The organism is Salinispora pacifica DSM 45544, assembly GCF_000378845.1.
GTDB classification, from domain to species: Bacteria; Actinomycetota; Actinomycetes; order Mycobacteriales; family Micromonosporaceae; genus Micromonospora; species Micromonospora pacifica.
This window is the reverse complement of sequence record NZ_KB905359.1, coordinates 619,107-637,809: the sequence shown is the minus strand read 5'-3', so window position 1 is coordinate 637,809 and position 18,703 is coordinate 619,107. Positions and strand designations below refer to the sequence as shown.

Sequence of the window (18,703 nt, the reverse complement as noted above, 5' to 3'; positions counted from 1 at the left end):
CGGTGCGTGACGAGACCGGTCATCCCGGGGTGGGGCGGGTGCTCGTGGTCATCCCGACCTACAACGAGGCCGACAACCTGACCTGGATTGTGGAACGGGTGCGGCGGGCGGTGCCGTCGGTGGACATTCTGATTGCCGACGACAACAGCCCGGATGGCACCGGTGCCGTCGCTGAGGCCCTCGCCGGGCGGGATCGGCGGGTGCATGTGCTGCACCGGGAGGGAAAGCAGGGGCTCGGCGCCGCCTATCTGGCCGGTTTTGGGTGGGCGCGCCAGCGCGGCTACGACGCGGTGGTGGAGATGGACGCCGACGGCTCGCATGCCCCGGAGGACCTGCCGGCGATGCTGGCCGCGGCCCGCGACGCGGACGTGGTGATCGGGTCGCGGTGGACCCGGGGCGCGCAGGTGGTCAACTGGCCGCTGCGGCGGCTGCTGTTGTCGCGCTGCGGCAACCTGTATGCGCGGCTGGCCCTGGGGATGCCAGTCTCCGACGCCACCGGCGGCTACCGGGTGTATCGGCTCAGTGCCTTGGACGCGTTGGACCTGGCGTCGGTGTGCTCGCAGGGGTATTCGTTCCAGGTGGAGTTGTCCCGGCTGGCGCACCGGGCCGGTGCGCGGATCGTGGAGGTGCCGATCACGTTCGCCGAGCGCGAACGCGGTAGCAGCAAGATGAGTCCGTACATCGTCGCCGAGGCGTTGTGGCGGATTACCGGGTGGGCGGTGGCGGACCGGCGGCTGGCCTTGCGCCGCGGGCTACACGGCACACCCACGGGGCAGGTGCGGTGGCCGTAGTGCCACTGCCCCGGTTCCCCTCCGGTGCCCGGTGGCGCCCCGCGCCCCGGCTGCTGGTGGTGCGGGCTGGCGGGGGCGCGGCCGTGTCATGCTGGACGGGCGGGACGACGTACTCCACCACCGGGGAACCAGGCGGTGGTGGGGGCATGGCGGGCGGGTGGTGAGGTGAGGATGCGCCGGGGACTGAGGTTCGTACCGTTGGCGTTGTTGCTGGCGGCGTTGGTGGAGCTGGCGGTGTTCGTGGCCGTTGGCCGCGCTGCCGGGTTCGGGATTGCGGTGCTGGCCGTGTTCGCGGCATCGCTGCTGGGCATGGCGCTGCTGCGCCGGGAGGGGATGCGCGCCTGGCGGGGCTTCCAGACCGCCGCGCGGGCTGGTCAACCGCCGGGCACGCAGGTCACCGATGGTCTGGTGGGGTTGCTCGGCGCGCTGTTGTTGGCCACCCCGGGTCTGCTCAGTGGGGCGCTGGGGCTGGTGCTGCTGGTGCCGCCGGTGCGCCGGCTGGCCCGCGCGGGGGTACGACACACGACTGAGCGGCGGGTGTCGTCGATGGTCGCCGGTGACCTGTTTGGGCCGCGCCGGGTGCGGGTGCACCGGGGCGCTCCGCAGCAGCCGCCGTCGTCGTCGGCGGAGCCGACCGTCGTTGACGGCGGCCAGCCCATCGAGGGCGAGATCGTCGAGCCCCGGCAGGGCTGAGGTGCGAACATTTCGCCCGCGCCCGCCGATCTCGACCCGGTGCCCGGGCTGGGCCGCCTCCGGTGCCGGGGGCTGACGGACCCGCGAGCCACGGCACCCGCCCCGGGCGGGATCGCCCAGGGCGGGTGCCGGAATGGGTGATTCAGTCGCGCCCGGTGTTCAGGCGCGCCCGCGGCGGGTGCGGACCTCCTTGAGTCGTTCGGCAAGAATGTCCTCAAGCTCGGCGATTGATCGCCGCTCCAACAGCATGTCCCAGTGGGTGCGCGGCGGCTTCGCCTTCTTCTGCTCTGGCTCGTTGCCGTCCACCAGCCGGGCGACGCTGCCGTCGAATTTGCATTCCCAGGTCATCGGGACCTCGGCGTCAACGGCGAACGGCACCTCGAACTGGTGACCCTTGGCGCACAGGTATTCGCGGGTCTGACGCGGCGCGAGCTCGGTGTTACGGTCAGATTCGTAGCTGACCGCGCCCAGACGGCTTCCGCGCAGCATGCGCTCGCCCATGATCGTCTTCCCCTCGTTTGTGGTGCTGGTCTGTTTCGGTGTAACAGTCGGTGTCCGTCGGGCCATTCCCGCCCGGTGGCACGTGACGGGCCGGCAACCAGGGTAGCCGGAGGGCAGCTCGGCCCGGCGGGGGTCGCCCCGACCTGGCCGAAAGTTCGCCGGGTGGCCGCACCGAGGTGATGTCGCCCGCGTGTCAGCGTACGGGCGTGGACGCCTCCCGGTGAGCCAGGGCAGCCGCCAGCTGGGCGACCTGGTCGGCGAGCTGGGCGACTCGCCGATGCGCCTCGTCCCGGTCGTTCTCGGCGGCCCGCAGCCGCGCCGTCAGCTCCGCCAGCTGGCCCTGCACGGTCGTCACGTCCTGCTGGGCGGCGGTCAGCTGCCCGCGTAGTGCTTCGCGCTGCTCAGCGAGGGTCGTCGCCTCCGCGTGCGCCCGTTCCGCGTCCCCCACCGCCTGCTGACGGTGCGCTTCGACCCGGTCCCGCTCGGCCACCGCCCGGTCCCGCTCCTGCGTCGCCGCCGCGGCCTGCGCCTGCGCCCGTTGGGTGTCCTGGCGGGCCTGTTGCGCGTCGGCGCGGTGCCCGCGGGCCTGTTCGGTCGCCGTGGCCTGCGCCTGCGTGGCCTGTTGGGCGGCCGCGCGGGCGGCGTCGCGTTCCGCGACCAGGTCCGCGGCGTGCTGCCGCTGAGCGGTGAGTGCGGCGTCGGTGCTGCGTAGCTGCGTACGGGCATCAAGTTCCTTGGCCCGTGCGGCGTCCCGGTCCTGTTGGGCCTGTCCCAGTAGCGCCTGTGCCGCGCTCGCCTCCTGGCGGGCCTGGTCCCGAGCCTTACGGGCCTGGTCGGCGTCCTCCGCGGCAGCGGTCGCCGCCGCGGCGGCGACCACCGCTTCGGCGCGGGCCTGCTCCTGGCCGGCAGTGGCGCTGCGGGCCTGCTCCCGGGCCTGGACAGCGGCGGCGGTGGCATCCTCGGCGGCGCGGCGTGCCTCGTCCCGATCGGTCTGCGCCGCCGCCACCTGGTGGGCCGCGTCGGCGCGCGCCTGGGCCAGTTGCTGTTCCACCCCGACCGGGGACAGCTGCGCGTGCAGCGTCTCGGTGAGCGACGCCACGATCTGGTCGAGCCGGTCCACCATCTCCCACGTGCGGGCGACCTGTCCGGGTAGCCCGGGGGCGTTGCGATGTCGCATCCGGCTGGTCCGGGCGGCCTGTTGGCAGGCGCCGTCGTTGTCCCGGCAGTAGCGGAAGGGGCGACCCGCTCCGGCCCGCTGCGGCACCGGGCGTCCGCAGTGGGCGCAGGGGCGGGGGTCGGCGGGTGCGGCCTGCTCGTCCATCGGACGCCGAGTCTAGATGCCGGCATCGCGGCCGCTGGCGCGGTGGGCTATCGGTCATCGCCGGCTGTGGGCTTACCGGCTCGAAGTGAGAAGAACAGCGGCAACTCGCCCTGCCCACCAGGGGGGAGAACCCATCCCAGCCCCTCCTGCTCGTGTAGGAACGGCCACGGCCGATCCAGCCATGGGAACTCGTGGAAGAACTCGATCACGAGCCCTGCCCCCGCGACAGCGGTGATCAGTTCCGCGACGCTGTGTGGCCACAGGTATTCCACCTCGGTGGCGACCTGAGCGTCCCGGTCAACGTAGCTGCCCTGCACCGGGTAGCCAACCGGCTCGGTTCTGGGGAAGTAGGGCCGGCTGACTCGAAGCTCGGACGCGGATGAGTCCAGGACCTCGGCTATCGGATGGATGTCGGTGACGTAGAAGACGCCACCGGGCGCCAGGAAGTGCGCCACCACCTGCGCCCACCGGGTCAGGTCCGGCAGCCAACCCAGCACCCCACGCGAGGTGTAGACCAGGTCGAAGGTTCCAGTCAGGACAGCCGGCAGGGTCAGGATGTCGCTGCAGACGAAGTGGGCGTCGACTTCGGTGTCGGCGGCGAGTTGGCGGGCGACGGCGACGGCGCGGGGGGAAAAGTCCACCCCCGTGACGGTCGCGCCCCGCCGCGCCCACGAGACCGTGTCGGTGCCGAGCTGGCACTGAAGGTGTAGCAGGCTCCGGCCCGCCACCTCGCCCACCTCGTCGACCTCGTACGACCGCAGCTTGCAGGCGCCCCGGCGTACCGACTCCAGGTCGTACCACGCTGACCGGGCGTGTATGTCCGCCCACTCGTCCCACAGCCCCCGATTCGACTCGAGGAATCGGTGCGCATTCATGTTGCTCACCTGGCTTCACGCCTCTCACCTGGCTGCACGCCCTACCGGACCCCCGCGTGAGTAGGGACCCTCCTGCTTTCGGCTCCGGACCGCCGTCAAGCTGTGGCTTCACCGTGCCACAGGCGGGCCGAGAACGTCCGCGGAAAGGCGATTCGTCGGGCTACCCGGTGCCAGGCGCCAACCGCGCGACGCCCCGCGGTGGTAGCACCGCCTCCCCACGCGGGCTTCAGCCTCACCCCCGGGCCCGCTGTCGTCGCGGCGGCTCACCGTCCTGGTGGACGGCGATACCGGCGATCACCAGACCGACCCCGACGATCTCCGGTGCGGTGGGGATCTGGGCCAGCACGACGACTCCGATCACGGTCGCGGTCGCCGGGAACAGGCAGACCAGGAGGGCGTAGGTGGCCCGGGACAGCCGGGCCATGGCGAGCTGGTCGATGACGTACGGGATGACCGACGAGGTGATGCCGACACCGACCCCGGCCGCCAGGGCGAGCACGTCCACGGCGGCGGGTGCGGCGTCAACGATGCCGACGGGTAGCGCGAGGACGGCGGCGATCAGCATGGACAGCGCGAGACCGTCGATGCCGGGCAGTTGCTGACCGCGGGCGACGCGGTGCCCGAGCACAATATAGGCGGCGAACAGCACGGCGTTGGCCGCGGCGAAGGCGATACCGAGCGGTTCGGCGACCAGGCGGACGTCGGCGAGCAGATACACCCCGGCAACCGCGCAGACCAACGCGATCAGGTTTCGGCGGGTTCTGGCCGCGTAGGCCGCCAACACGATGACCGGTAGGAATTCGACTGCGGCGACCGTGCCCAATGGCAGCCGCTCCAGCGCCAGGTAGAAGACGCTGTTCATGGCCGCCAGGACGGCGGCCCACCCGATCAACAGCCGGCGGGTGTCCTGGTCCAGGTGCCGCCAGCGCCGCCACGGCCGCCGCCACAACGCGAACACCGCGGCGGCGGCGGCGATCCGCAGCCACGCCACGCCCAGGGCGTCCACGCGGACGAAGAGCAGTACCGCGAAGGCTGGACCGAGATAGTGGAACACCGCACCGACGACAAAGTAGGCGTGCGGTGGTATCCGCGGTGCGGCCACCGCCGCCGAAGTCCGGGTGTCCGTGCGGAGAACTGATCGTGGCATTGCCCTATTGTCGAAGGCGCCAGCGCCTAGAACCATGCATGATCGAAGGCTAAAGGAGCATAACGATGACGCATCGTGAACCAAGACCCCCATCCGGCCTTCCAGATGGAAATTCGTTGCTCGACGACACCAATCGCCGTCTGCTCGGCGTACTGCGCGACGACCCACGCGCCAGCGCCGCCGAGTTGGCCCGGCAGGTCGGCATGTCCGCGCCGGCGGTGCGGGAGCGGCTGCACCGGCTCGAACACGCTGGCGTCATCCGCGGCTACCGCGTCGATATCGACCCCGCGGCCCTGGGCCTCCCCGTCGCCGCCTGGGTGCGGATCCAACCCGGTCCAGGCCAGCTGTCAAAGATCGCAGACCTGGCCGACCGCGTCCCCGAGGTCAGCGAGTGCCACCGGATCTCCGGCGAGGACTGCTTCCTCCTCAAGGTGCACGTAGCCGCCGTCGACGCCCTGGCGGCGGTCCTCGACCAGTTCCTGCTCCACGGCCAGACCACCAGTTCCTTCATCGTCTCCACCCCGGTGGCACCCCGCACCCCCGGACGAAGCTAGCTCTCGTCCGACGCGCCCGAACCCGAGGGCGGTACCGGTGCCCGCGTCGAGTGCTCGTCGCTGTCACGGTGCGGTGGCGTCAGCGCCTGCCGTGCCGCCCGCACCGCGTTCCGGAACACCATCGCCACCGTCGTCGGGCCGACCCCGCCGACACGGGGGGTCATCGCCCCCGCCACCGTCGCGCACGCCTCGTCCACGTCCGGCAGCAGCCGCCGCCCCGAGTACCGCACGCCACCACCGACGACAACCGCTCCTGGGCGCAGGTGCTCCGGGCGTACGAGACCCGGCACCCCCGCCGCCGCCACCAGAATCTCCGCTCGGCGGGTGTACCGCGGCCAGTCCGTCACGCCGGTGTGCACCACCGTCACCGCGGCGTTCGCCGTCGGCCGCTTCTGCGCCAGCAACATCGCCAGCGGACGCCCCAACGTGGCGCCCCGGCCCAGCACCACCACCTCTCGGCCGGCCACCGGCACCCCGTGGTACGCCAGTAACGCCTCGATTCCCGCCGGCGTACACGGTGCTGGTCCCGGCAGCCCCAACGCCAACCGGCCCAGGTTCACCGGGTGCATCCCATCCACGTCCTTCTCCGGATCCAACGCCTGCATCGCCCGGTCGAAGTCCAGGTGCCGGGGAACGGGGTGCTGCACCAACACCCCGTGCACCGCCGTGTCCGCACTCAACTGCGTCACCACCGCCCGCAGGTCCGCCTGCGACGCCGACGCCGGCAGCTGCACATGTGGGGAGGCGAACCCCAACCGTTCGGCCTGGCGCTGCTTGATCCGGATGTACCCGACGCTCGCGTCGTCGTCGCCCACCAGCACTGTGGCCAGGGCCGGGGTCATCCCGGCCGCCCGTAACTGCGTGACCTCCCGCGCCACCTCGGCCAGGATCTGCTCGGCTACCGGTCCACCCGGCAGTGACCGGGCGACCGACATCGACGTGGACATGGCTCACCTCGCCCCCACGGAAGGCCCAGGCGGTCGACCCTCCGCGGCGAGCTCCCCGATGGTAAATCCCATCCTCGTTGCCGCCAGTCGCGTCGATTCAGCCTGCCACAGCCCACCCAGGGTGAGAAAGTCCTGGCCGGCGCAGCTGTCACCGCCGATCGGATCAGGTGCGTGCGCTGGCCGTTGCCGGACCGCGGCAGGGGCGTGGAGGGCGGTACGCGGGCCGCTGGACCGTACCCGAGACAATGACCGACGTGGACGTTCGATATGACGAGGTTCTCGACCCGCTGCGGCAGGCGTATGACACTCGCGCGGCCTGGCGCGACGGGCTGACCAAGCAACCGTGGAAGGTGGCGGAGCGTCAGGCGTTCCGGGACCGGCTGGCATCGGGTGCGCGGCTGCTGGAGGTCGGCGCGGGCACCGGGCAGGACAGCGCGTTCTTCCAGCAGGAGGGGCTGGTCGTCGTTGCGGCCGACCTGTCACCGGTGATGGTCGAGCACTGCCGGGCCAAGGGCATCGACGCCCACGTGATGGACTTTCTGCACCTGGACTTTCCGGCCGGCTCCTTTGACGCGGTATTCGCGATGAACTGCCTGCTGCACGTGCCCAACCACGATCTGCCTGCGGTTCTGGCCGCAATCCGGGCCGTCCTGCGTCCCGGTGGCCTCTACTTCGTCGGCGTGTACGGCGGCGACGAGAGCACCGAGGGTCCCAGCGACGATGACCGGCACGTGCCACCGCGCTTCTTCTCGTGGCGCACCGACGAACAGCTGCTCGGCTTTGCCACCGCCGCGCAGTTCGACGTGGTGGACTTCCACCTGGTCGACACCGGTTATGGCTACTGCTTCCAGTCGTTGACCCTGCGACGTCCGGACCGCGACTGAGGGTCCGGCAGCAGCGGACCCGTGGGGTCACGGTGCGTCGCGGGTTGGCGGTGGCGGTCTTCGCCGCCGCCGGCCCTGGCACTTCGCCGCCGGGGCACTACGCTGACGAGTGTGAACATCCGTCCCACCCCCTTGACCGGTGCGATCGTGATGCGTCTGCTGGAGGAGTCCGATGCGGGGCCGCTGAGCGAGGCGTACCTTCTCAATCGTGAGTACCTCCAGCCGTGGGAGCCACGGCGGGCGGATGCCGACTTCACGTTAGCGGGGCAGCGGAGTCGGGTTCAGGATCAGCTCCGGCTCCTGGAATCAGGCCAGACTCTGCCCTGGGTGTTGGACGAGGGGGGTCGGGTTGTTGGGACGTTGACGCTGTCCAACGTCGTACTCGGACCGTTCCGCAGCGCCAACATCGGCTACTGGATCGACCATGGGTATGCCGGGCGGGGGCTCGCCACCCAGGCTGTCGCGCATGCCTGCCGGCTTGCCGACGAGGTGGCCGACCTTCACCGGCTTGAGGCCGGCACCCACGTGCGCAACACCGGAAGTCAGCGCGTTCTCACCAAAGCTGGGTTCACGCGGATCGGCACCGCGCCCAACTACCTGCACGTCGACGGCGCCTGGCAGGACCATCTGATCTATCAGCGAATCCTGAACGAACGTCCTCCGGCGTGCGGCCGCGTCCAGGACCGTCAGACCGTCGGGGGGCCGTCGGACCGGTCGGACGGGCCAGGGCGGGTGTAGCGGAGGAACAGGTTGCCCTGCTCGTCGAGGAGGGACCGGTGGAGCTGCCACTGCCCGCCCGCGGGTCGCCCCGCCGGACCGGCGGTGATCCGCGGACCGGCCACCGCCGGTAGCTGGGGGGTGACCGTCACGCAGATCTCGTCGAGCAGGTCCGCCTGGGCCAACTGGCCGGCCAGCGAGGGGCCACCTTCGCAGACGATGCGTCGGTGCCCCCGCTGTCGCAGCAGCTGGATAGCCTGGTTGAGGTCGACGTTGTAGTCGCCGGCGACCAGGAGTTCGGCGGCTTCGGCTACCGCCGTGCTGGCCTCGGCCGCCGCAGCGGCGGAGACGATCAGGATCGGCCGTGGCTGGGGGTGACCTCCGATGCTGGGCTGGAACAACGGGCCACCCAGGTCGAGATCGAGGCTGCGGGTGACAACCGCGACGGCCGGATAGGGCGGTAGGCCGTTGGCCCGTCGACGGGCGATCTCGGGAGCCGACAGGGCGGTCTGGCCGTACTGCTCGGCACGGATCGTGCCCGCCCCCAGCAGCAGCAGGTCGGCGTCTCGTTTGATCAGGCGATAGACCCGCTGGTCACCGCTGCTGGTCAGCGCGGCGCTGGAACCATTCACCGCCGCGAGACCGTCGATGCTCGACACCGCGACGAGGCGTACGTGACCCTCGGTGTGGGAGGGCAGCGCGTAGCGTTCGTGAAGTTCGTCCTCGTCCAGGTCGATCAGCCCAGCGGCGGGCCACACGTCGCGGATTCGAGCACCGGCGGCGGGCGGCGGCGGGCCCGCCAGCCGCCAGACCAACTCGGCGAGCCGTTGGGTGAGAAGACCCGGAAGGTGGGTGCGGGCCGCGACATCCGTGCCGCTGTCGCGGTGCGGTCCGGCACCGTGTCGTTGGCCCCGCACGAGGTACTCCCGGCCGGTGCGGTCCATGGCGTAGCCAACGTGCTGGCCGTCGATCTCACCCGAGACGGCGACCGCGTCAACACCGAGGTCCCGCTGCGTGTTGCCGATGCCACGATGACGGCGGCACTGGTCGACCCAGTGGGCCAGCAGGTCGAGCGGGCCATCCGAATCGACGCCGCTGGCGAGGATGGCGGGCACGGTCGGCTTCGGCGACCGATGGCTGATCGTAAGTAGCGTCGGTGGGCCTCCCCAGCGCCGGGTGACGCTGAGTTCTTCCAACACCGACAGGATCGAACTGCTCGGGTCCCGGTGGGCTGATGTCATACCTGACCGTTTCGCGCTGGTGGTGGCGTGCTGGTCTGACCCGACCAGCACCGGAGTTGCCCCGGTTGACGACTCATCCGGTTGGGCCCGGGGCGCTGGTGGGGCGGCGCGGTTCCCGCTTGGGAAACACCGTGTGCGCGAGGGGCCAGAAGACGAGCCAGATCGCCATCGCCAGGCTGAGCCGCCCGATCCACCCCCAGAGTTCCTGGGTCCGCTCGGCGTCACCGACGAAGGCGACACCAGCGAGCAGGAGAGCGCAGGCAACAGCCCAGCCGAGCAGGCCCCGGCCCCACTCGCGCCACTCGTGTCGGGTGCGCTCCGGTCCGTACCGTGGCGCCCGAGTCGGTGGCGGCCCGCCGGCGAAACGGTGTGCGAAGCGTACGTCGGCCCAGCGAACCATGCGGTGACCGAACGCCACGGAGAAACCGAGGTACGCCGCGGCGAGGCCATGGGCGGCGGTGGCGGTCCCGCCGCGGCGGAGGTCGATCGTCGTGGCGGCGAGCAGGACGAGGTCGACCATCGGGACCGCCAGGAGCAGGACGGCGCCGACGCGGGGAAGGCGAAGCGGGTACCGGGCCAGTAGTCCGGCCGCGAGCAGCAGCCAGAAGGCCACCTCACAGGCGACGATCATCGCGACAAGCACCCATACCCCCTTTTTGGCACGCTGTACGATCACCGTAGCAGGGGCTGTCATCGACTGCCGGAGGAGCCGTGCCGAAAATCGTTGACCACGCCGCGCGCCGCGCCGAGCTGGCCGAGGCGATGTGGCGCGTCGTCTACCGCGATGGCGTCGCCGCAGCCACGGTGCGAAGCATCGCTGCCGAGGCCGGCTGGTCACCCAGTGCGTTGCGGCACTATTTTGCCACCCAGGCCGAATTGTTGACCTTCGCCATGGAGCACGTGATCGCGAGGGCGACCGAACGCTTCGCCGCGGAGAGCTGGGCCGGGCCACCCCGCGAGACCGTTCAGCGGGCGTTGGAGGAGTTCCTGCCGCTGGATCGACAGCGCCGCAGAGCGGCTGAGGTGTGGCTGTGGCTGACCTTGCACGCCCAGGTTGACCCGGCTGCCCAGGCGCGACTCCGCGAGGCCGACGACGGCGTCCGGGGGGTCGTCGATGTCGCTGTCAACGCCCTCGCGGCGGCCGGGCTGGTGGCTCGGGGTGCTGACCTCAGCGCGGAGAAGGCCCGACTGCATGCCCTACTCGACGGGCTCACCCTGCACGCGCTGGTGCGTACCGAGCTCATGCCGCCTGACCGCCTCCGCGTGTTGCTCGCCGAGCACCTCGACAGCCTGACGAGCGCCCGGGACGACGACGCGGCCCGGTAGCCCCGATCACCGGGGTGCCGCGTGGGTCAGGAAGTTCAGGGGTCCTCGGCTGTTGACCTTCAGGTTGGTTGAGGGCTCAGGATGGTCGGCGTGGCAGCACAAGAGGATCGGATGACGATCGGGGTCTTCGCGCGGACCGCGCAGGTCAGCACCAGCGCCCTGCGCTTCTACGACGACTGCGGTCTCGTGCGCCCCGTTGCGGTTGACCCGATCACCGGATACCGGTACTACTCGCCGGATCAGCTCGACGAGGTCACCCTGATCCGTCAACTGCGGAAGTTGGGGCTGCCGTTGGGGGAGGTACGGCGGGTGCTTGCCGGCCCCGCCAGGGTGGCCGAGCAGCTGTTGGCGGCTCACCTGAGCTCGATGGAACGCGCGGTCGAGGACGCCCGGGTCGCCCGCACCACCGCGCTGAGCCTGATCCGAGATCGGGAAGGCGCCACGCTGGTCCTGTCTGGACAGCGACTTGCCGAGGCGATCGGGCAGGTGGTGTCGGCCGCGGATGCCAGCGCCGGCATCCCCGCGCTCGGCGGGGTCCTGATCGAGGTGACCGAGGATGAGCTGCGGTTGGTGGCGACCGACCGGTATCGGTTAGCGGTCCGGTCGCTGCCGAACGACCGGCGGCAGGTGCCGGCGACGGCCGTTGTTGACGCAGCCCACCTGGACCGGGCGCGGCAGTGGATCGGCAACCAGGCGCACCTGCGACTCGGGTACGCCGATTCGTACGTCCAGCTCACCGGTCCCGGTGGCCAACAGCGGCTACCGACAGTTGCGGGAGCCTTCCCCGCGTACCGGATCGTCCTCGACGGACTGCCCGAGGTGCGGACCCAGGTGGTCGCGTCGCGGGACCTACTGCTGGCCGCCGTCGCCGATGATCCACAGGTACGCCTGGACTTCGTGATGCACGGCGATCTGACCGTGACGTCCTCGCCTGGTCGGGGGACGCCGAGAGTGGTTCCCGCAGACATCACCGGAGCGCCGGTGGCGATCAGCTTCCGCGCCGCCACGCTGTACCCGGCGCTGGCGGCAGCGGCCAGCATCGGGCCGGACGTGATGCTGCAGATCAGCCAACCCCACCTGCCCGTTGTCTCTCGCTGCGCCGATGATGGCGATCTCACCACCGTGGTGATGCCGGTGGCGGCCAGCCCACAATCCGAAACCTGAGGAGAACCATGGACCAGTCCGTGCGAGCCGCCGCCGACGAGACGATGGCGAGCATCGGCGCCGCGGTGGAGCTCGGCCGATCCGGGCAGCGCTCGCAGGCCCGCGATGCTCTCACCGCGCTCTGGGAGCAGATCGGCGCCACCGGCGATGCGCTACACCGGTGCACTCTCGCCCACTACCTGGCCGATTTGCAGGACACGACCCAGGCTGAACTCGAGTGGGACGAGCGTGCCCTCGCCGCCGCTGGCGACCTTACCGATGACCGTGCTCGGCGGTACGACCACGCGTGGCAGGTGCGGCTGCTCCTACCCTCGCTGCACCTCAACCTCGCCGATGACCATCGGCGCTTGGGTGATCCCACGCGAGCGCGGAAGCATCTGGCCCAGGCCCAAAGTCTGGTTACGGACCTCCCGACGACCAGTACGGCGGCATGATCCGCAGCGGCGTCCAGCACGTTTGTGCGGCTTTGGCGGCAGGCTCGACCCAGCGCCTCGACCCCCATCGGTCAGCACCGTAGTCCGGCATAACCAGTCAAGTTTGTTATAGACAGGTCACGATATAGTTAAGTAGATTAACAAAGCGCGCCGCATGGAGTCCCTGTCCCGACCCCAGCCACGGCCGAGCTGATCGGGCGATGTCTCTAGGAGGACCGATGAAGCTGGGCATGAGGACTGTGGCCCTGGCCGGCGTCTTCGCGGTCGTGGCCGCGGCGGCCATGGTGGCCACCACCGCCACCGCGGCGGCCGCGCCGACCGCGACGTTCGTCAAGGTTTCCGACTGGGGTAGTGGCTGGGAAGGCCGATACACCATCACCAACGGGGGAAGCAGCACGCTGACCTCCTGGCAGGTCGACTTCGACCTGCCGGCGGGCACCAGCATCGGCACGTACTGGAACGCGCTGATGGACCGCGACGGGCAGCGCTACCGTTTCACCAACCAGCACTGGAACGGCACAGTCACACCGGGCGCCTCGGTGACGTTCGGCTTCCTCGGCTCCGGCTCCGGCCATCCGAGCGGCTGTCGACTCAACGGCCAGCCGTGCCAGCCGACAGCTCCTCCGACGACCAGTCCACCCTCACCCTCACCGACCACCGCACCTCCTGGTAGCACGCCGGTCGCGGCGAACGGACAGCTGAGGGTCTGTGGTGAACAGCTCTGTAACGACAACGGCAAGGCGATCCAACTGCGGGGCATGAGCACGCACGGTCTGCAGTGGTACGCCAACTGCGCGACCAACGCCTCCCTTGACGTCCTCGCCCACCAGTGGGGCGCCGACGTCCTGCGGATCTCGATGTACATCCAGGAAGGTGGCTACGAGACCGACCCGCGTGGCTTTACCGACCTGGTCCATGAGTACATCGAGATGGCTACCGCTCGCGGCCTCTACGCGATCGTCGACTGGCACATGCTCACGCCGGGCGACCCCAACTACAACCTGTCGCGCGCGCAGACCTTCTTCGCCGAGATCGCCGACCGGCACCGGGACAAGGTGAACGTCCTCTACGAGATCGCGAACGAGCCGAACGGGGTCAGCTGGGGCGCGGTCAAGAGCTACGCCGACCAGGTCATCCCGGTGATCCGAGAGCGGGACCCGGAGGCTGTGGTGCTGGTCGGCACTCCCGACTGGTCGTCGCTCGGGGTCTCCGGAAGCGGCGGCGGCGTGGACGCCATCACCGCCAACCCGGTGGCGGCCAGCAACCTGATGTACGTCTTCCACTTCTACGCGGCATCGCATCGCGACCTGTACTACAACACCCTGGCGGCGGCGGCCGACCAGATTCCGATCTTCGTGACCGAGTTCGGCACCCAGCAGTACACCGGCGACGGTCCGAACGACTTCACCATGTCCCAGCGCTACCTCGACCTGATGGCGAGCAAGAAGATCAGTTGGGTCAACTGGAACTACTCCGACGACTTCCGCTCCGGCGCGGTCTTCACCACCGGAACGTGTGCCAGTGGCGACTTCGGCGGCACCGGCCCGCTCAAGCCGGCCGGTGGTTGGATCCGTGACCGCATGCGTACCGCTGACGACTTCTGACCGCCCCTCCACCCGGATCACAAACCGCCGCCCCGGTCGATCAGCCGCCGGGTGGCGGCTTCCGTACCGGCGCGCGCCGCAGGAATGCCCACCACGTACGGGAAAGTCACCTCCGGGGCTCTCGGTTCACCTGCTCCAGGCCCGTGCTGTCGTCGGCGCGTGCCGTAGCCGCTGGCGTAGCGGGCAACAGCGGCGGGCACCGACGAGCGATCTCGCCGCGGACCACCGCGAGTTCCTGCCCAACCCGGTCCGACCAAGTAGCCGTCCCGCTACAACGAATCGGTGACTCTGCCAGCCGCCTGGGCCGACCTGGCCGAACTGCAGGACTCGCCACGGCGCGTTCACATGCGGATGGCCTGCGGCTGGTAGTGCTCTTCGAGGTATTGCATCTGCTTCTCGGTCAGCGAAACGTCCACCGCCGCAACCGCATCATCAATGTGCCGTTCCTTGGTGGCCCCGACGATGGGGGCGGTCACCCCAGACTTACCCAGCAGCCAGGCGAGACCGACCTGCGCTGGTGGGAGAGCGCACTCGTTGGCGACTTGGGCCACCCGGTGCAGGATCCGCTCATCGCCGCGCCCGTACAGCGCCTCCCGGCGGTCGGCGTCGCCGCCGGACGCACGAGCGGTGGTTGTTGCCTCGGTCGTTCCGGCGCGGGCGACCAGTCCACGGGCCAGCGGGCTCCACGGGATGACGCCGACTCCCTGGTCGCGGCAGAGCGGGATCATCTCCCGTTCTTCTTCTCGGTAGAGCAGGTTGTAGTGATTCTGCATGGCAACGAACCGAGTCCACCCGGACATGTCGGCAGCGTGTTGCGCCTTGGCGAACTGCCAGGCGGCCATGCTGGAGGCACCGAGGTACCGGGCCTTTCCGGCGCGTACCACCTCGTGCAGGGCCTCCATCGTTTCCTCGATCGGTGTCTGGTCGTCCCAGCGGTGGATCTGGTAGAGGTCCACATGATCGGTGCCGAGCCGGCGCAGCGACTCGTCAATGGCAGTGTGAATGCGCTTGCGGGACAGCCCACCGTCGTTGGGCCCACTGCCCATCGGGAAGAAGACCTTGGTGGCAAGGACGTAGTCGTCCCGCCGCGAGAAGATCTTGCCCAGCAGACGGCCGGTGACCTCCTCACTCGTTCCTGACGAGTACATGTCGGCGGTGTCGAAGAAGGTGACTCCGGCATCCACCGCCCGCCGGACGAGAGGTTCGGCGGCGTCCTCGCTGAGCACCCACCCATCGCTCTTGCCGCGATCGCCGTAGCTCATCATTCCCAGACAGATCCGCGAGACCTTCAGCCCTGTCCTGCCCAAACGTACGTACTGCACTCGGTTTGCCCCCCACGCGACAACGAGATCACCGTGACCCTACGGGCAGGTGTGTGGTAGCACGCAATGCCTGAGACCTCCGTCACCTGAAGCTCTCTCGGTCTGGTGTCTCCGAGGTGCCCCCGCTCAACGGGCCGGGCGCCGCGCCTGCTCTGGTAAGGCCAACCGGCTGACCTCGTCTCGCGCCACCGCTGGCAGATTCCGGTACCTGGTTCGCAACGTGTCCGGATCACACCGTGCGCGGGGTGGCTGTCACTGTCGCGCGGCGGTGAGAGCGTCGTACCCCCTTCCTAGCCTGGGATTCGTCACACCCGGTGACCCGGCCCGGTTTCCCGATGGCCGGTTTCCCTCGAGGAGTTACGGTGCTCAACCACATTGCCGTCCACGTGCGTGACTTCGACGCCAGCCGTGTCTTCTACGATGCCGTCCTGACCACCCTTGGGGGGCGTCGCCTGTTGGAGTCCCCGACCCAGGTCGGCTATGGCACCGACACTCCTGACTTCTGGCTCTATCCGCTGCGTGGCGCGGACGAGGGAGCCGAGGTGCACATCGCCTTCACCGCGGCTGACCGGGCTACCGTGCGGGCGTTCCACGACGCCGCGGTGGCGGCCGGGGCGGAGGTGCTGCATGCCCCCAGAATCTGGCCGGAATACCACCCGAACTACTTCGGTGCTTTCGTCCGCGACCCGGATGGCAACAACGTCGAGGCGGTCTGCCATGAGCCGGAGTGATCGCCGCCCCGGCTACGCCTGGCACACGCTCGGAGGGCACCTCGACACCTCGGCGTCTTGTGGGGAGACACCGGTGCCGGAGGCTTCGAACAACGATGCGGACGATGTACGCGAACTGCTTTCTGAACGCGTCCTGCTGACCCGCCGCCGCACACCTTGGCGACATCGGGGGTGGCCCCTCAGCCGACAGTCCTGATGCCACGAACCAAGATCGGGGCAGTGCTGTGCTGGCGAGGAACGTGGGCTGGCAGGCAGAAGTCGTCTCGGCGCGGGACGCCCGGGTGGCGTATGCGGGCGCGCGAGTAGCGGTGGCGTCCCCTGGGCCCGTCCGGCTGGCGGATCGTCGTCGTTGGGGCCGCGAACCCGCCGGAGCTCAGCCGGTCGGCGGCTCGTCCGCGCCCGCGGTCTCGGCCGCGTCGGCCTCCTCCTTGGTGCGGTGCACCGCCTGGTCGGCGTGCTGCGGTGGGCTGTAGATCGTGTAGAGCACCAACGGGTTCGGCCCGGTATTGACAAAGTTGTGCCTGGTGCCCGCCGGCACCACGATCTGACTGCTCCGCTCGATTTCGCGCCTTTCGCCGGCAACCCGCGCTTCGCCGGCGCCGCTGACGAAGGTCAGAATCTGGTCCGCATGCTCGTGCACCTCGTCGCCGATCTCACCCCCGGGTGGGATCGTCATGACCACCAGTTGGAGGTGCTTACCGGTCCACAGCACCCTTCGGAAGTCCGAATTCGTCTCAGCCACCGTCACGATCGTGTTATCAATCATGCCCTGCCCATACCCGCTACGGCCGAACACCATGCCGCTGCCGCCAAGGCGCGCCTGCGGCGGCAGCGGCCTCGGGTCAGAGTGGCTCCCCGAGGGGCCCGTACTCGTCGGCCAGGTTTTCGGCCCAGTGGGCGGCGAAGTCCGGTTGGCTGCCGTCAACGTCGGTAAACCCGTACTCCCGGTAGAGGCCCCAGGTGGCCAGGGCGCGTCCGGTCTTGGCCAGGACGTTGGGGTCCGCGGCCAGCGCGGCGACAGCCCGACCGAGGTAGGCCGGGGTTTCGGAGTGGGCGAAGTTGGGGTCCTGGGCCACCCCGTCGCGCCAGTTGGCCTCGGTGACACCGAAGTGTTCCAGCACGGCCTCCGAACGGAGAAAGCCCGGCGTGATGGCTACGGCCGCCACGCCGTGGGGCTTGAGCTCGGCCGCCTGGGCGACGGCGAGGCGGATGACCGCGGATTTCGCCAGATCGTAGAAGAGGCTGCCGCGGTAGCGGGCGGTGTTGCCGTCGGTCACCTCCACCACCAGGCCGCTGCGGCGGGCGACCAGGAGGGGGAGCGCGTACCGGCTGGTGATGATGTGGGTCTCCACCGCCTGCCGCAGCAACCGCAGACCGGTATCGAGCTCCTGTTCCCACAGTGGATGCTCCCAGTCGGTGAGCGGATCGCCGCCCCACACCGAGTTGACCAGGATGTCGAGTTGGCCGTCCTGCTCGGCGGTGACCTGGTGGATGAGCGCCTGGACCTCGCCGGGACGGCTGTGGTCGGTGCGAACGGCGATACCCAGTCCGCCGGCGGCGGTGACGCGCTCGGCGGTCTGTTCGATGGTCTCCGGCCGGGCGAGGTCGGAGCGTTCGCCGGCGCTGCTTCGTCCGGTGACGTACACCGTCGCACCGGCGGCGCCGAGTTCGACGGCGATGCCCCGTCCGCCACCGCGGGTGCCGCCGGCGACCAGGGCGACCTTTCCGGCCAGCGGGCGTGCGTCAATGGTCATGACTCCTCCAGATCAGGATTGGCGTGCGGCGGCAGGTGGGGCGCCAGCACGGCGTCGAGCTCCTGCCGAAGCCGCTGTTCGAGGCGGCCTTCGCGCTCCAGCGCCCAGTTCAGGCCGGCGCCGGCGGTGACCGCCTGCACCGTGCGGGCCAGCGCCGCGGGGCTACTGTCGGTGCGGAGTTCACCGGTGTCCGCTGCCTCGGTGAGTAGCTGCTCGATCATTCGTTGCTGGGTGTGGTGAATGGTCAGGGCGCGTTCGTAGAGCTGCGGATCACCGAGGTCCATACACAGGAACGCCAGGTGATTGGCGTAGCTCTCCGGGGTGCTCAGCGCCGCCACGGACCGCACCATCAGCGTCGTCAGGGCCCCGAGCGCCGAGTCGTGCGTGCGACGCACTCGCCCAACCAGCTCGTTGATGTCCTTCTCCGTCTGGTTGGCGAGGGCGAGGAGTAGGCCATGTTTGGAGCCGAAGCGTTGCGCCAGGGTTGCCGGTGCCAGCCCGACCGCGCGTGCCACGGCGGCCAACGTGAGACCCGCCGGGCCCACCTGACCCATGACGTGCGTCGTCGCACGCAGGATCACCACGTCGTCAACTCCGCGCGGACGTCCCACCGGCATCACCCCACATTAATAAATGGTCGTTCATTTATTAAATCAGGTGGGGGTCGCCCCGGGCAAATCCCGCCGCTACCCGTGCC

Annotated in this window: 20 protein-coding genes, 1 pseudogene and 1 riboswitch; of the genes and pseudogenes, 10 read left to right on the top strand and 11 right to left on the bottom strand. The window is 69.9% G+C overall.

Features of this window, described 5'->3' with window-relative positions; genetic code table 11:
• Positions 1 to 2: 2 nt before the first annotated feature.
• Both SALPAC3_RS0102935 and SALPAC3_RS0102930 read left to right on the top strand, forming a co-directional pair.
• The gene (locus SALPAC3_RS0102935) at positions 3 to 791 is read left to right on the top strand and encodes a polyprenol monophosphomannose synthase (protein WP_018219774.1); all 789 of its coding nucleotides are present in this window, start codon (positions 3 to 5) and stop codon (positions 789 to 791) included.
• A 171-nt stretch (positions 792 to 962) separates the two neighbouring features.
• Entirely contained in the window at positions 963 to 1,484 is a 522-nt protein-coding gene (locus tag SALPAC3_RS0102930; protein WP_018219773.1) for an FxsA family protein, read from the top strand.
• Between the two features lie 159 nt (positions 1,485 to 1,643).
• Here the strand turns inward: SALPAC3_RS0102930 and SALPAC3_RS0102925 are convergent, their stop codons facing one another.
• The 4 genes from SALPAC3_RS0102925 to SALPAC3_RS0102910 all read right to left on the bottom strand — a co-directional run bounded on the left by SALPAC3_RS0102925 (position 1,644) and on the right by SALPAC3_RS0102910 (position 5,328).
• Entirely contained in the window at positions 1,644 to 1,985 is a 342-nt protein-coding gene (locus SALPAC3_RS0102925) for an RNA polymerase-binding protein RbpA (RefSeq protein ID WP_012013503.1), read from the bottom strand.
• A gap of 193 nt (positions 1,986 to 2,178) precedes the next feature.
• Positions 2,179 to 3,306: a coiled-coil domain-containing protein gene (locus SALPAC3_RS0102920; protein WP_026185187.1), complete on the bottom strand. Its 1,128-nt coding sequence runs from the start codon at positions 3,304 to 3,306 to the stop codon at positions 2,179 to 2,181.
• A 47-nt stretch (positions 3,307 to 3,353) separates the two neighbouring features.
• On the bottom strand, positions 3,354 to 4,181 hold the full coding sequence (locus SALPAC3_RS0102915) for a class I SAM-dependent methyltransferase (RefSeq protein WP_018219771.1): 828 nt from the start codon (positions 4,179 to 4,181) through the stop codon (positions 3,354 to 3,356).
• Between the two features lie 232 nt (positions 4,182 to 4,413).
• Entirely contained in the window at positions 4,414 to 5,328 is a 915-nt protein-coding gene (locus tag SALPAC3_RS0102910) for an EamA family transporter (RefSeq protein ID WP_026185185.1), read from the bottom strand.
• A 65-nt stretch (positions 5,329 to 5,393) separates the two neighbouring features.
• On the opposite strand from SALPAC3_RS0102910, the gene SALPAC3_RS0102905 reads away from it, so the two are divergent.
• Complete coding sequence (locus tag SALPAC3_RS0102905) at positions 5,394 to 5,882, top strand: Lrp/AsnC family transcriptional regulator (RefSeq protein WP_026185184.1); 489 nt, start codon at positions 5,394 to 5,396, stop codon at positions 5,880 to 5,882.
• Here SALPAC3_RS0102905 and SALPAC3_RS0102900 read toward each other — a convergent pair.
• On the bottom strand, positions 5,879 to 6,829 hold the full coding sequence (locus SALPAC3_RS0102900; RefSeq protein ID WP_018219768.1) for a bifunctional 5,10-methylenetetrahydrofolate dehydrogenase/5,10-methenyltetrahydrofolate cyclohydrolase: 951 nt from the start codon (positions 6,827 to 6,829) through the stop codon (positions 5,879 to 5,881). The genes SALPAC3_RS0102905 and SALPAC3_RS0102900 overlap by 4 nt on opposite strands.
• Before the next feature lie 16 nt (positions 6,830 to 6,845).
• Positions 6,846 to 6,926, bottom strand: a riboswitch (ZMP/ZTP riboswitch).
• A 148-nt stretch (positions 6,927 to 7,074) separates the two neighbouring features.
• On the opposite strand from SALPAC3_RS0102900, the gene SALPAC3_RS0102895 reads away from it, so the two are divergent.
• Both SALPAC3_RS0102895 and SALPAC3_RS0102890 read left to right on the top strand, forming a co-directional pair.
• Complete coding sequence (locus tag SALPAC3_RS0102895) at positions 7,075 to 7,713, top strand: class I SAM-dependent methyltransferase (protein WP_018219767.1); 639 nt, start codon at positions 7,075 to 7,077, stop codon at positions 7,711 to 7,713.
• Between the two features lie 111 nt (positions 7,714 to 7,824).
• Entirely contained in the window at positions 7,825 to 8,451 is a 627-nt protein-coding gene (locus tag SALPAC3_RS0102890) for a GNAT family N-acetyltransferase (RefSeq protein ID WP_018219766.1), read from the top strand.
• On the opposite strand, the gene SALPAC3_RS0102885 is transcribed toward SALPAC3_RS0102890, so the two are convergent.
• Both SALPAC3_RS0102885 and SALPAC3_RS0102880 read right to left on the bottom strand, forming a co-directional pair.
• Entirely contained in the window at positions 8,400 to 9,671 is a 1,272-nt protein-coding gene (locus SALPAC3_RS0102885) for a dihydrofolate reductase family protein (protein WP_018219765.1), read from the bottom strand. The two genes, SALPAC3_RS0102890 and SALPAC3_RS0102885, sit on opposite strands and share 52 nt — an antisense overlap.
• Before the next feature lie 73 nt (positions 9,672 to 9,744).
• Positions 9,745 to 10,314 (bottom strand): hypothetical protein, encoded by a 570-nt coding sequence (locus SALPAC3_RS0102880; protein ID WP_018219764.1) that lies wholly within the window; start codon positions 10,312 to 10,314, stop codon positions 9,745 to 9,747.
• A gap of 68 nt (positions 10,315 to 10,382) precedes the next feature.
• Between SALPAC3_RS0102880 and SALPAC3_RS0102875 the strand changes: the two genes are divergently transcribed.
• The 4 genes and pseudogenes from SALPAC3_RS0102875 (at position 10,383) to SALPAC3_RS0102860 (ending at position 14,199) form a co-directional block, all read left to right on the top strand.
• Positions 10,383 to 10,997 (top strand): TetR/AcrR family transcriptional regulator, encoded by a 615-nt coding sequence (locus SALPAC3_RS0102875; protein WP_018219763.1) that lies wholly within the window; start codon positions 10,383 to 10,385, stop codon positions 10,995 to 10,997.
• A gap of 81 nt (positions 10,998 to 11,078) precedes the next feature.
• Positions 11,079 to 12,161, top strand: a complete 1,083-nt coding sequence (locus tag SALPAC3_RS0102870; RefSeq protein WP_026185182.1) for a DNA polymerase III subunit beta family protein — start codon at positions 11,079 to 11,081, stop codon at positions 12,159 to 12,161.
• 8 nt (positions 12,162 to 12,169) lie between these two features.
• Positions 12,170 to 12,678: pseudogene (locus tag SALPAC3_RS25285) on the top strand (hypothetical protein).
• A gap of 135 nt (positions 12,679 to 12,813) precedes the next feature.
• Positions 12,814 to 14,199 carry a cellulase family glycosylhydrolase gene (locus tag SALPAC3_RS0102860; protein ID WP_026185181.1) on the top strand — a complete coding sequence of 462 codons (1,386 nt, stop codon included), beginning with the start codon at positions 12,814 to 12,816 and terminating at the stop codon, positions 14,197 to 14,199.
• A gap of 341 nt (positions 14,200 to 14,540) precedes the next feature.
• Here SALPAC3_RS0102860 and SALPAC3_RS0102855 read toward each other — a convergent pair whose 3' ends face one another.
• The gene (locus SALPAC3_RS0102855) at positions 14,541 to 15,521 is read right to left on the bottom strand and encodes an aldo/keto reductase (protein ID WP_033774807.1); all 981 of its coding nucleotides are present in this window, start codon (positions 15,519 to 15,521) and stop codon (positions 14,541 to 14,543) included.
• A 362-nt stretch (positions 15,522 to 15,883) separates the two neighbouring features.
• Between SALPAC3_RS0102855 and SALPAC3_RS0102845 the strand changes: the two genes are divergently transcribed.
• A complete protein-coding gene (locus SALPAC3_RS0102845) occupies positions 15,884 to 16,252 on the top strand; it encodes a VOC family protein (RefSeq protein WP_018219758.1) in 369 nt (122 codons plus the stop codon).
• Between the two features lie 373 nt (positions 16,253 to 16,625).
• Here the strand turns inward: SALPAC3_RS0102845 and SALPAC3_RS0102840 are convergent, their stop codons facing one another.
• Genes SALPAC3_RS0102840 through SALPAC3_RS0102830 form a run of 3 tightly spaced genes read right to left on the bottom strand, consistent with a single transcriptional unit; the run spans position 16,626 to position 18,626 of the window.
• Complete coding sequence (locus tag SALPAC3_RS0102840) at positions 16,626 to 17,051, bottom strand: cupin domain-containing protein (RefSeq protein WP_026185180.1); 426 nt, start codon at positions 17,049 to 17,051, stop codon at positions 16,626 to 16,628.
• A 43-nt stretch (positions 17,052 to 17,094) separates the two neighbouring features.
• Positions 17,095 to 18,006 carry an SDR family oxidoreductase gene (locus SALPAC3_RS0102835; protein ID WP_018219756.1) on the bottom strand — a complete coding sequence of 304 codons (912 nt, stop codon included), beginning with the start codon at positions 18,004 to 18,006 and terminating at the stop codon, positions 17,095 to 17,097.
• Entirely contained in the window at positions 18,003 to 18,626 is a 624-nt protein-coding gene (locus tag SALPAC3_RS0102830; RefSeq protein WP_026185179.1) for a TetR/AcrR family transcriptional regulator, read from the bottom strand. The genes SALPAC3_RS0102835 and SALPAC3_RS0102830 overlap by 4 nt, the downstream gene beginning before the upstream one ends.
• Positions 18,627 to 18,703 lie beyond the last annotated feature (77 nt).